At 70.0% G+C, this 12,114-nt stretch carries 10 protein-coding genes; 5 read left to right on the plus strand and 5 right to left on the minus strand.

Going from position 1 to position 12,114, the window contains the following annotated elements:
• Positions 1-20 precede the first annotated feature (20 nt).
• The 3 genes from IE267_RS05910 (at position 21) to IE267_RS05920 (ending at position 3,144) form a co-directional block, all read left to right on the plus strand.
• Entirely contained in the window at positions 21-962 is a 942-nt protein-coding gene (locus IE267_RS05910; protein ID WP_189762336.1) for an RluA family pseudouridine synthase, read from the plus strand.
• Complete coding sequence (locus IE267_RS05915; RefSeq protein ID WP_189762337.1) at positions 959-1,456, plus strand: GNAT family N-acetyltransferase; 498 nt, start codon at positions 959-961, stop codon at positions 1,454-1,456. The genes IE267_RS05910 and IE267_RS05915 overlap by 4 nt, the downstream gene beginning before the upstream one ends.
• Positions 1,457-1,557: 101 nt before the next feature.
• Complete coding sequence (locus tag IE267_RS05920; RefSeq protein ID WP_161254104.1) at positions 1,558-3,144, plus strand: Na+/H+ antiporter; 1,587 nt, start codon at positions 1,558-1,560, stop codon at positions 3,142-3,144.
• Between the two features lie 36 nt (positions 3,145-3,180).
• Here the strand turns inward: IE267_RS05920 and IE267_RS05925 are convergent, their stop codons facing one another.
• The gene (locus IE267_RS05925; protein WP_167153829.1) at positions 3,181-4,278 is read right to left on the minus strand and encodes a mechanosensitive ion channel family protein; all 1,098 of its coding nucleotides are present in this window, start codon (positions 4,276-4,278) and stop codon (positions 3,181-3,183) included.
• A 30-nt stretch (positions 4,279-4,308) separates the two neighbouring features.
• On the opposite strand from IE267_RS05925, the gene IE267_RS05930 reads away from it, so the two are divergent.
• Entirely contained in the window at positions 4,309-4,890 is a 582-nt protein-coding gene (locus tag IE267_RS05930; protein ID WP_189762338.1) for a dienelactone hydrolase family protein, read from the plus strand.
• Between the two features lie 83 nt (positions 4,891-4,973).
• Here IE267_RS05930 and IE267_RS05935 read toward each other — a convergent pair whose 3' ends face one another.
• The 3 genes from IE267_RS05935 to IE267_RS05945 all read right to left on the minus strand — a co-directional run bounded on the left by IE267_RS05935 (position 4,974) and on the right by IE267_RS05945 (position 7,958).
• Positions 4,974-5,783, minus strand: a complete 810-nt coding sequence (locus tag IE267_RS05935) for a thioredoxin domain-containing protein (RefSeq protein WP_161254095.1) — start codon at positions 5,781-5,783, stop codon at positions 4,974-4,976.
• A gap of 58 nt (positions 5,784-5,841) precedes the next feature.
• Complete coding sequence (locus IE267_RS05940; RefSeq protein ID WP_167153833.1) at positions 5,842-6,516, minus strand: hypothetical protein; 675 nt, start codon at positions 6,514-6,516, stop codon at positions 5,842-5,844.
• Positions 6,517-6,629: 113 nt separating this feature from the next.
• The gene (locus IE267_RS05945) at positions 6,630-7,958 is read right to left on the minus strand and encodes a DUF2252 domain-containing protein (protein ID WP_161254088.1); all 1,329 of its coding nucleotides are present in this window, start codon (positions 7,956-7,958) and stop codon (positions 6,630-6,632) included.
• Positions 7,959-8,183: 225 nt separating this feature from the next.
• Here IE267_RS05945 and dnaE point away from each other — a divergent pair, with 225 nt between their 5' ends.
• Entirely contained in the window at positions 8,184-11,729 is a 3,546-nt protein-coding gene (gene dnaE, locus IE267_RS05950; RefSeq protein ID WP_189762339.1) for a DNA polymerase III subunit alpha, read from the plus strand.
• A gap of 82 nt (positions 11,730-11,811) precedes the next feature.
• Here dnaE and IE267_RS05955 read toward each other — a convergent pair whose 3' ends face one another.
• Positions 11,812-11,991 carry a hypothetical protein gene (locus tag IE267_RS05955; RefSeq protein ID WP_161254085.1) on the minus strand — a complete coding sequence of 60 codons (180 nt, stop codon included), beginning with the start codon at positions 11,989-11,991 and terminating at the stop codon, positions 11,812-11,814.
• Between the last annotated feature and the right edge of the window lie 123 nt (positions 11,992-12,114).

Consider the following 12,114-nt stretch of genomic DNA (forward strand, 5'->3'; position numbering starts at 1 on the left):
GGGCAAGGCATACTCGACGGGTGAGCACGATTCCCGAGATCCGCACCCTGCCCGTTCCCGACGGCCTCGAAGGCGAGCGCGTCGACGCCGCCATCTCCCGCATGTTCGGGTTTTCCCGGACCAAGGCGGCCGAGCTCGCCGCGGCGGGGAAGGTCCAGGTCGACGGCGCCGTGGTCGGCAAGTCCGAGCGGGTGCACGGCGGGGCCTGGCTGGAGGTCGAGATGCCCCAGGCGCCGGCTCCCGTGCAGATCGTCGCCGAGCCCGTCGCCGGCATGGAGATCGTGCACGACGACGACGACATCGTCGTGATCATGAAGCCGGTGGGCGTCGCCGCCCACCCGAGCCCCGGCTGGACCGGCACCACCGTCATCGGCGGCCTCGCCGCGGCCGGCTACCGCATCTCCACCTCCGGTGCCGCCGAGCGCCAGGGCATCGTGCACCGCCTCGACGTCGGCACCTCGGGCCTGATGGTCGTCGCCAAGTCCGAGCGGGCGTACACCTCGCTCAAGCAGCAGTTCCGCGAGCGCGTCGTCGACAAGCGCTACCACGCCCTGGTCCAGGGCCACCCGGACCCGATGAGCGGCACCATCGACGCCCCGATCGGGCGCCACCCCAACCACGACTACAAGTGGGCCGTGATCGCCGAGGGCAAGCCGTCGGTCACGCACTACGACCTGATCGAGGCGTTCCGCGCGGCCTCGCTGCTCGACATCAAGCTGGAGACCGGGCGCACCCACCAGATCCGCGTCCACATGTCGGCCCACCGCCACCCCTGCGTCGGCGACATCACCTACGGCGCCGACCCCACCATCGCCAAGCGCCTGGGCCTCACCCGCCAGTGGCTGCACGCGGTGAAGCTCGGCTTCGAGCACCCCTCGGACGGCCGGTGGGTCGAGTTCGAGAGCGTCTACCCGGCCGACCTCCAGCACGCCCTCGACACCATCCGGGCCGAGAGCGAATGACCGGGTACCAGGTTCGCGTCGCCGGCGGCGAGGCCGACCTGGCGGCCTGCTTCGCCGTGCGCAAGCAGGTGTTCGTGGTCGAGCAGCTGGTGCCCGAGGAGATCGAGTACGACGCGTACGACGCCGGCGCCCTGCACGTGCTGGCCATCGGCGCCGAGGGCCCGCTCGGCACCGGGCGGCTCCTGTACGGCCCCGAGGCGCTGGCCAGGACCGGCGGCGAGGACATCGGCTCGCTCGGCCGGCTCGCCGTCACCGCGGCGGCCCGCGGGCTCGGGGTCGGCGCGGCCCTGGTGCGCGCGATCGAGGAGGCCGCCCGCGAGCGCGGCCTGAGCGCGGTCGACCTGCACGCCCAGACGCACGCGCTGGGCTTCTACGAGCGGCTCGGGTACGTGGCGTACGGGCCGGAGTTCCCGGACGCGGGCATCCCGCACCGGGCGATGCGACGGGCGCTGGCCCGGAGCACCGTTGCCGGATACCCCGAACGTTCGAACTGAACCCTTTTGCCCCCCGATGGGCGGTTGGGGCGAGGTGCGTGGCACGCTTGAGGTCTTGATCCTCAAGGCCGTCCAGGCCCGCACCGCCCGGAGGGCATCCCGTGGACCAGCTCGCCCTGTTGCTCGTGCTCCTGCTCGGGGCGGTGGTGACGGTCCCGTTGGGGGAGCGGCTCGGCCTGCCCGCGCCGGTGCTCATGACGCTCGGCGGGATCGTGATGGCGCTGCTGCCGTTCGTGCCCAACGTGGACATCGAGCCGGAGCTCATCCTGCCGCTGGTCCTGCCCCCGCTGCTCTACGCCTCCGTACAGCGCACCTCCTGGCGGCAGTTCACGGCCAATGTGCGGCCGATCTTCCTGCTCGCGGTCGCGCTCGTCTTCGTGACCACGGCCGCGGTGGCGGCCGTCGCGAACTCCCTCGTGCCCGGCCTGCCGCTCGCCGCCGCCGTCGCACTCGGCGCGCTCGTCGCCCCGCCCGACCCGGTCGCCGCCACCGCGGTCGCGGGCTCCCTCGGGCTTCCGCGCCGCCTGGTGTCGATCCTGGAGGGGGAGGGCCTCTTCAACGACGTGACCGCGATCGTGCTCTACCACGTGGCGATCGCCGCCGCCGTGAGCGGCACCTTCTCCTGGGCCGAGGCGGCCGGTCAGCTGGTGCTCTCGGCCGTGGTCGCCGTCGCGGTCGGCGTCGCGCTCGGCTGGGCCGCGAACAAGCTGATGAGCCTGCTGGGCGACCCCACCCTCCAGATCGGCCTCACCCTCCTCGTGCCGTTCGTGGCCTACGTGCTGGCCGAGGAGTTCCACGGCTCGGGCGTCCTCGCCGTACTGACCGTGGCGCTGTTCCTGGCCGAGCACACGATGGACGCCGACGACGTCCAGGGCCGCCTGGCGGGGGCCACGTTCTGGCAGATCGTCGACACCCTGGTCACCGGCGTCGCGTTCGGCCTCATCGGGCTCGAACTCCACAACGTCTTCGGCACCGCGACCGGCCGGGAGCTGCACATGTTCGGCTGGGCGGGAGCCGTGGTGGGGGTCGTCGTGGGCGTACGGCTGCTGTGGCTGCTCCCGGCGACGTGGCTCGCCAAGCGGCTGCACACCCTGCGCGACTACGACGAGGAGATCCCGACGTCCTGGCGGGAGACCATCGTCATGTGGTGGGCCGGCATGCGCGGCGTGGCCTCGGTGGCCCTCGCCCTCGCCATCCCGCTCAAGACGGACGACGGGACGCCCTTCCCCGGCCGCGACGAGGTCGTCTTCATCGCCTTCGCCGTGATCATGACCACCCTGGTCTTCCAGGGGCTCACCCTGCCCTGGCTGGTCAGGAAGCTGGGCGTACGGGCCGACACGGACGCGGAGCGCAACCTGGAGCGGGACCTGGCGATCCGGGCCGCCAAGGCCGCCAAGCGGCGTCTGAAGGAGATCGAGGACGTCGAGGAGCTGCCCGAGGAGGTCATGGAGCAGCTGCACCGCCGGGCCTACGACGTGGGCGCGCGGATCAGCCCCGACATGGTCGACGAGGAGCGCAGGGAGTCCTACGCGAAGCGGGTGGAGCGGATCCGGGCGGTGCAGCGCATCCAGCGGGAGATGATGTCGGCCGCCCGGCACGAGGTGCTCTCGGCACGCAGTGAGCCGGGGGCCGACCCCGAGATCGTCGACCGGGTGCTGCGCCAGCTGGACGTCCGCAGTCTGAAGTGAGCGCGGCCCCCGCACCGCGCCCCGGTCCCGCGCGGCTCAGCGGCGTTCGTCCTCGACGCGGCGCTCGTCCTCGATCGCCGCACCGGTGCGGGGAGTCGGCGACTGGGCCGCGCCGGTGACGATCCTCGGCAGGGCGTAGGGGTGCTCCTCGTACAGCCAGGCCACCAGTTGTTCGCGGACCGTCACCCGGACCGTCCAGATGTCGTCCGCGTCCTTGGCCGTGACGACCGCCCGGACCTGGATCGTGGACGGGGTCGTGTCGGTGACCGCGAGCGAGAAGTCGCGGCCGTCCCAGGCCGGGCACTCCTTGAGGATCATGGCGAGCCGTTCGCGCATCAGCGGGAGCGGCGCCGAGTGGTCCAGGTGGAAGAAGACCGTGCCGGTCATCTGGACGCCGCCGCGCGACCAGTTCTGGAACGGCTTGCTGGTGAAGTACGACACCGGCATGGTCAGGCGGCGCTCGTCCCAGGTGCGGACCGCGAGGAAGGTGAGCGTGATCTCCTCGACGACGCCCCACTCCCCGTCCACGACGACCGTGTCGCCGATCCGCACCATGTCGCCGAAGGCGATCTGGAGCCCGGCGAAGAGGTTGCCGAGGGTGGACTGGGCGGCCACACCGGCGACGATGCCCACGATGCCCGCCGAGGCCAGCAGGGACGCCCCCGCCGCCCGCATCGCGGGGAAGGTCAGCAGCATCGCGGCGACGGCCACCACGATGACGATCGCGCTCACCACCCGCTGGATGAGCGCGACCTGGGTACGGACCCGGCGGACCCGGGCGGGATCGCGCGTCGAGGCGGCGTAGCGGGCGTACGAGGACTCCACGACGGCCGTCGCGATCCGCACCACGAGCCAGGAACTCGCGCCGATCAGGACCAGCGTCAGGGTCTGGCCCAAGCCCGCCTCGTGCTCCTGGACCGGCTTCCACTTGATGTTGCCGAAGGAGCCGCGCAGTATCGCGGTGAGCAGGACGAGGTTCAGTGGGACGCGGCACCGGCGCAGCAGTCCCCACAGCGGTGTCTCGCGGTGACGCGAGTCCTCCCTGCGCAGCAGTCGGTCGGCCAGCCACCCCACAACCAGTGTGAGCACGACCGAGCCGCCGATGACGATCAACGGACGCAGTACGTTCTCCATGCCCTCGACCGTAACTGGCACGATGGCCCCATGAACATCATGCTTTTCCATTCGGTCTACGGTCTGCGTCCCGCCGTGCAGGAGGCGGCCGAGCGGCTGCGGGCCGCAGGACACCAGGTGCACGTCCCCGACCTGTACGAGGGACGCACCGCGGAGACCGTCGAGGAGGGCAGCGAGGTCAAGGACGAGATCGGCGCCGACGAGCTCCTGAAACGAGCCGTTCTCGCGGCCGCCCCGCACTCGGATAGCGGTCTCGTCTACGCCGGGTTCTCGCTCGGCGGTTCCATCGCGCAGAACCTGGCGCTGGGCGACAGCAAGGCGCGCGGGCTGCTGCTCCTCCACGGCACCTCGGACATGGCGGAGAACGCGTCCGTGGACGAGCTCCCCGTCCAGCTGCACGTCGCCGACCCGGACCCGTTCGAGTCGGGCGACTGGCTCAACTCCTGGTACCTGCAGATGCAGCGGGCCGGGGCGGACGTGGAGATCTACCGCTACCCGGGCGCCGGCCACCTCTACACCGACCCGGGCCTGCCGGACTACGACGAGGCCGCGGCGGAGCTGACCTGGCGCACCGCGCTCGGATTCCTCGAAGGGCTCGACGCCGGGGCGTAGGCCGTGGAGCACCGAACGGGCGGCCCGGACCCGGAGGTCCGGACCGCCCGTTCACGGGCGCCGGGCAGCGGCCCGCCGGGGGCTCAGCCCTTGAGCGCCTTGTCGATCGCGGCCGTGAAGGAGGCCGGGTCGGAGGGAGCGTTGTCCGAACCGTCCGCGGTGATCTTCTTGCCGTCCATCTTCAGGGTGGGCGTGCCCTGGACACCGCTCTTGTCGAACTTGTCCGACATGACGAGCGCCCACTTGTCGTAGGTGCCGTCCTTGACCGCCTTGTCGAAGGCCGCGTTGCCCTTGAGCGCGGGCACGGTGTCCGCGATCGTGATCAGGTAGTCGCGGTCCTTGAACTTGTCCGTCGTCTCCTCGGGGTGGTACTTCGCCGAGTAGAGCGCCGACTTGTACTCCAGGAAGGCCTCGGGGCTGACGTTCAGGGCCGCGCCGAGGGCGCTCAGGGCGGTCTTCGAGCCCGTGCCCGGGCTGCCCTTGTCGATGAACGTGGCGCCGATGAACTGGATCTTGTACTTGCCCGCGTCGACGTCCTTCTTGATCGTCGGACCGACGGCCTGCTCGAACTGCGAGCAGATCGGGCAGCGCGGGTCCTCGTACATCTCGAGGGTCTTCTTCGCGTCCGCCTTGCCGATGACGACGGTCGTGCCGTCGCTGCCCGAGTTGGCGGGCTTCACCAGGGCCTTGTCCTTGGCGGCGTCCCACGCGCTGGGCTTCATGGCCTGCATGATCCCGTAGCTCGCGCCGCCCGCGATGGCGAGGACGCCGACGATGGACGCGGCCACGATGATCTGGCGGCGGGTCTTGGCCTTCTTGGCCTCGCGCTCGCGCTCCGCTCGCAGCCGCTCGCGGGCGGCAGCCTTGTTGGCCTGGCTGTTGCGGGAACTCATGATCTTTTCTCTCCGGATGGCAGGTGGGGAAGGTGGGGGCGACCGTGGCGCTCGGAGCTCAGCGGAGACCGAGCGCCGGGCGGGGCGGTCCCCTTCGTGCCACGGAGTGCACCAGCAGGCGGGTGCGCGAGCCGCCCGGCCCGGGGTGCGCCGGGCGCGCGAGCGGGCGGCCGTGGTCGACGGCGGCCCGGACCACGGCGACCGCGATCAGCAGCGGCCGGAAGGCGAACGCTCCGACCGCGCGCAGCAGCCGGGCCAGCGCCGCCTCGCCGCGCCGCAGCCACAGGGCCGCGAGCAGCCCGACGGCCAGGTGGGCGCCGAGCAGCAGCCAGGGCATGGCCGGTCCCGGGTGGGTGAGCAGCGTCGCCGCGCCGGCCGGGGTGTGCACGGCCCCCAGCGTGCCGCCGCCGCACAGCAGGTCGAAGCCGACCGCGCGCAGGGCGCCCGCGACGGGCCCGCCCGCCGGGCCGTAACAGACGTGCTGGCCGGTGGTGAACAGGGTGTCGGCGGCCAGCTCCAGCGGGACGAGCGCCCCCGCGATCGCCCAGAAGCCGCGCTCGCGCCCGGCGAGGGCGTACGCGATGACGAACACCGCGCCGGCCGCGGCGGCCACCAGCGAGAGCGGCAGCGGGACCTGGGAGAGCAGCACGTGGGACGCGGCCGAGAGCGTCACGACGAGCGCTGTGAAAAGCGCCGCGCGTGCCGCCCTGAGCTGCGTCCTCGATATGTCCATCGCGGGTGAGTGTGCCATGTCCGGCTGTCAGCCGTGCCCAAAGGTTCGGTGAGACCGGGAGCGGCCCGGCCGGCCGTGGCCGGAACACCCGGTCCCGGCCCGCCGCCGAAGGCCTACAGGCCCGGAATCCGGCCGTTGCGGAACAGGTCGACGAAGATCTGGTGGTCGGCCCGGGCCCGCGACCCGTAGGAGTGGGCGAAGTCGACGAGCAGGGTGGCGAAGCCCTCCTCGTCGGCCGCGATCGCCGCGTCGATGGCACGCTCGGTGGAGAACGGGACCAGCTCCGAGTGACCGCTCTCGTCGTCCGCCGCCGCGTGCATCGTGGCGGTGGCCCGGCCGAGGTCGGCGACGACCGCCGTGATCTCGTCGGGGTCGTCGATGTCCGACCAGTCCAGGTCCACCGCGTACGGCGAGACCTCGGCGACCAGCTGGCCCGCGCCGTCCAGCTCGGTCCAGCCCAGCCACGGGTCGGCGGCCGCCTGCAGCGCGCGCTGCGAGATCACCGTGCGGTGCCCCTCGTGCTCGAAGTAGCCGCGCACCGCCGGGTCGGTGATGTGCCGGGACACGGCCGGGGTCTGCGCCTGCTTGATGTAGATCACCACGTCGTTCTCCAGGGCGTCGCTGTGCCCTTCGAGCAGGATGTTGTACGAGGGCAGACCGGCCGAGCCGATGCCGATGCCGCGCCGTCCGACCACGTCCTTCACGCGGTAGGAGTCCGGCCGCACGAGGCTCTCCTCGGGCAGCGTCTCCAGATAGCCGTCGAAGGCCGCGAGGACCTTGTAGCGCGTCGCCGCGTCCAGCTCGATCGAGCCGTCGCCCTCGGTGAACCGGCGCTCGTACTCGCGGATCTCGGTCATGGAGTCGAGCAGCGCGAACCGGGTGCGGGCGCGGGCGTCGCGCAGCGCGCCGAGCAGCGGGCCCTCGGCCGTGTCCAGGGTGAAGGGCGGGACCTCGTCGTCCTTGGCGCCGGAGGCGAGCGCGTGGATGCGCTCGCGGTAGGCGGCCGCGTAGGTGCGCACCAGGTCGGTGATCTGCTCGTCGCTGAACGCCTTGGTGTAGCCGATCAGCGCGAGCGAGGCGGCGAGCCGCTTCAGGTCCCAGGTGAAGGGGCCGACGTACGCCTCGTCGAAGTCGTTGACGTTGAAGATCAGCCGGCCGTTGGCGTCCATGTACGTGCCGAAGTTCTCGGCGTGCAGGTCGCCGTGGATCCAGACGCGGCCGGTGCGCTCGTCCAGGTAGGGACCGCCGTGCCGCTCCTTCTCCAGGTCCGAGTAGAACAGGCAGGCCGTGCCCCGGTAGAAGGCGAACGCGGAGGCCGCCATCTTGCGGAACTTGACCCGGAAGGCGGCCGGGTCGGCGGCCAGGAGCCGGCCGAACGCCGTCTCGAAAACGGCGAGTATCTCTTCGCCGCGCGTCTGGGCGCTGGGCTGCGGGGCCGACATCGCTGGGTGCCTCCTGGTGCGTACTGCCTGCGTCACGATCAGGGCAGGGTATGCCCGTTCCAACGCGCGAAGGTACCCCGGAGTGCCCGCCATCCGACCGGACCCGCCGCCCCTCGCGAAGGCGCCCCGCGCCGCGGTTCACCGTCGGCTGTCAGCGGGGCGACGTAGACTCCGAGGCTGTCCCCCTCGCTCTGCGAACCCCCCTTGCCGCTGGAGGCCACAGCCGTGACTGGCACGTCCAAGACACCGTTCACGCACCTTCACGTCCACACCCAGTACTCGCTGCTGGACGGTGCCGCGCGGCTCAAGGACATGTTCGATGCCTGCAATGAAATGGGCATGTCGCACATCGCCATGTCCGACCACGGCAACCTCCACGGCGCCTACGACTTCTTCCATTCGGCGAAGAAGGCGGGCGTCACGCCGATCATCGGCATCGAGGCATACGTGGCCCCCGAGTCGCGGCGCAACAAGCGCAAGATCCAGTGGGGCCAGCCGCACCAGAAGCGCGACGACGTGTCCGGTTCGGGTGGTTATACGCACAAGACGATCTGGGCGGCCAACAAGACCGGTCTGCACAACCTCTTCCGGCTCTCCTCGGACGCGTACGCCGAGGGCTGGCTGCAGAAGTGGCCCCGGATGGACAAGGAGACGATCTCGCAGTGGTCGGAGGGGCTCATCGCCTCCACCGGCTGCCCGTCCGGCGAGGTCCAGACCCGGCTGCGGCTCGGCCAGTTCGACGAGGCGGTGCAGGCGGCCTCCGACTACAAGGACATCTTCGGCGAGGGCCGGTACTTCCTGGAGCTGATGGACCACGGCATCGAGATCGAACGCCGGGTGCGCGACGGCCTGTTGGAGATCGGCAAGAAGCTCGGCATCCCGCCGCTGGTCACCAACGACTCGCACTACACCTACGCCCACGAGGCGACCGCGCACGACGCCCTGCTCTGCATCCAGACCGGCAAGAACCTCTCGGACCCGGACCGCTTCCGCTTCGACGGCACGGGCTACTACCTCAAGTCCACCGACGAGATGTACGCGATCGACTCCTCGGACGCCTGGCAGCAGGGCTGCGCCAACACCCTGCTGGTGGCCGAGCAGATCGACACGACCGGCATGTTCGAGGCCAAGAACCTCATGCCGAAGTTCGAGATCCCCGAGGGCTACACCGAGGTCACCTGGTTCCAGGAGGAAGTCCGGGTCGGCATGGAGCGCCGCTATCCGGGAGGTGTCCCCGACGACCGCCAGAAGCAGGCGGAGTACGAGATGGACATCATCATCCAGATGGGGTTCCCGGGATACTTCCTGGTCGTCGCCGACTTCATCATGTGGGCCAAGAACAACGGCATCGCGGTCGGCCCCGGCCGTGGATCGGCGGCCGGCTCGATCGTCGCGTACGCCATGGGCATCACCGACCTCGACCCGATCACGCACGGCCTGATCTTCGAGCGGTTCCTCAACCCCGAGCGCGTCTCCATGCCCGATGTCGACATCGACTTCGACGAGCGCAGGCGCGTCGAGGTGATCCGGTACGTGACGGAGAAGTACGGCTCCGACAAGGTCGCCATGATCGGCACCTACGGAAAGATCAAGGCGAAGAACGCCATCAAGGACTCGGCGCGCGTCCTCGGCTACCCGTACGCGATGGGCGACCGTCTCACCAAGGCGATGCCCGCCGACGTCCTCGGCAAGGGCATCGACCTCTCCGGCATCACCGACCCCAAGCACCCGCGCTACAGCGAGGCGGGCGAGATCCGGGGGATGTACGAGAACGAGCCGGACGTGAAGAAGGTCATCGACACCGCCAAGGGCGTCGAGGGCCTGGTCCGGCAGATGGGCGTGCACGCGGCCGGCGTCATCATGTCCAGCGAGCCGATCGTCGACCACGCGCCGATCTGGGTCCGGCACACCGACGGCGTCACCATCACGCAGTGGGACTACCCGCAGTGCGAGTCGCTCGGCCTGCTGAAGATGGACTTCCTGGGTCTGCGCAACCTGACCATCATGGACGACGCCGTCAAGATGGTGAAGGCCAACAAGGGCATCGACCTGGAGATGCTCTCGCTCCCGCTCGACGACCCCAAGACCTTCGAACTGCTCTGCCGCGGTGACACCCTCGGCGTCTTCCAGTTCGACGGCGGGCCGATGCGTTCGCTGCTGCGCCAGATGCAGCCCGACAACTTCGAGGACATTTCCGCCGTCTCGGCCCTGTACCGGCCGGGCCCGATGGGCATGAACTCGCACACGAACTACGCCGAGCGCAAGAACGGCCGCCAGGAGATCACTCCGATCCACCCGGAGCTGGAGGAGCCGCTCAAGGAGACCCTGGGCCTCACCTACGGCCTCATCGTGTACCAGGAGCAGGTGCAGAAGGCCGCCCAGATCATCGCGGGCTACTCGCTGGGCGAGGCCGACATCCTGCGCCGCGTGATGGGCAAGAAGAAGCCCGAGGAGCTGGCGAAGAACTTCGTCCTCTTCCAGGGCGGCGCCAAGGAGAAGGGCTACTCGGACGCGGCGATCCAGGCCCTGTGGGACGTCCTGGTCCCGTTCGCCGGATACGCGTTCAACAAGGCGCACTCCTCGGCGTACGGCCTGGTCACCTACTGGACCGCCTACCTCAAGGCCAACTACCCGGCCGAGTACATGGCGGCGCTGCTCACCTCGGTGAAGGACGACAAGGACAAGTCGGCCATCTACCTCAACGAGTGCCGGCGCATGCGCATCAAGGTGCTGCCGCCGAACGTCAACGAGTCGGTGCACAACTTCGCGGCGCAGGGCGACGACGTGATCCTGTTCGGCCTGGAGGCGGTGCGCAACGTCGGCACCAACGTGGTCGATTCGATCATCCGCTCCCGCAAGGCCAAGGGGAAGTTCGCCTCCTTCCCCGACTACCTCGACAAGGTCGAGGCCGCCGCCTGCAACAAGCGCACCACGGAATCGCTGATCAAGGCGGGCGCCTTCGACACCATGGGCCACACCCGCAAGGGCCTGACCGCCCAGTTCGAGCCCATGATCGACAACGTGGTGCAGGTCAAGCGCAAGGAGGCCGAGGGCCAGTTCGACCTCTTCGGAGGCATGGACGAGGACAGCAGCGAGCCGGGCTTCGGCCTCGACGTCGAGTTCGGCGACGTGGAGTGGGAGAAGTCCTATCTGCTCGCCCAAGAGCGCGAGATGCTCGGCCTGTACGTCTCCGACCACCCGCTGTTCGGCCTGGAGCACGTCCTGTCCGACAAGGCGGACGCGGGCATCGGCCAGCTCACCGGCGGGGACTACTCGGACGGCTCGATCGTCACCATCGGCGGCATCATCTCGGGCCTCCAGCGCAAGATGACCAAGCAGGGCAACGCCTGGGCGATCGCCACCGTCGAGGACCTGGCCGGCTCCATCGAGTGCATGTTCTTCCCGGCGACGTACCAGCTGGTGTCGACCCAGCTCGTCGAGGACGCCGTGGTGTTCGTCAAGGGCCGGCTCGACAAGCGCGAGGACATCCCGCGCCTGGTCGCGATGGAGCTGATGGTCCCCGACCTGTCGTCGGCGGGCACCAACGCGCCGGTCGTGCTGACCATCCCCACCGTGAAGGTCACCCCGCCGATGGTCAGCCGGCTCGGCGAGATCCTGGGGCACCACCGGGGCAACACCGAGGTGCGGATCAAACTCCAGGGCCCGCGCTCGACCACCGTGCTGCGGCTCGACCGGCACCGGGTCCAGCCGGATCCGGCCCTCTTCGGCGACCTGAAGGTGCTGCTCGGCCCCTCCTGCCTGGCCGGCTGAGCCGCGCGGAGTCCTTTCCGGTACGGCATCGCACGAGAAAGGGGCGCACCCATCGGGTGCGCCCCTTTTTTCTCAATGACGGCTAGTTATGACCGAAGCGACGCTGGTGCTTACGGGCAACATCCGCCGGGCTGCCCTGGGCCTGCGACTGGGGCACGGCCTGGGACTCGAAGGCGGTCGACTTCGACTGCTCCTGGCCGCGCTCGGCGGCCTCGGAACGCTCCTGCTGACTGCCGGACTTGCGGTTCTTGTTCTTGGCCATGGTGCTGCCTCCTGTGGGGGAACTCGGGGCCAGGGCCGCTGTCAGACTCACACAGAAGGACAAAGCGCGCATTTCGGATCATTACCGTGTGTGAGCGGGCTGTGACGGCCAATCCGCCACGCC

It is taken from the genome of Streptomyces xanthochromogenes (genome assembly GCF_014650455.1).
Taxonomy (GTDB): Bacteria; Actinomycetota; Actinomycetes; order Streptomycetales; family Streptomycetaceae; genus Streptomyces; species Streptomyces xanthochromogenes.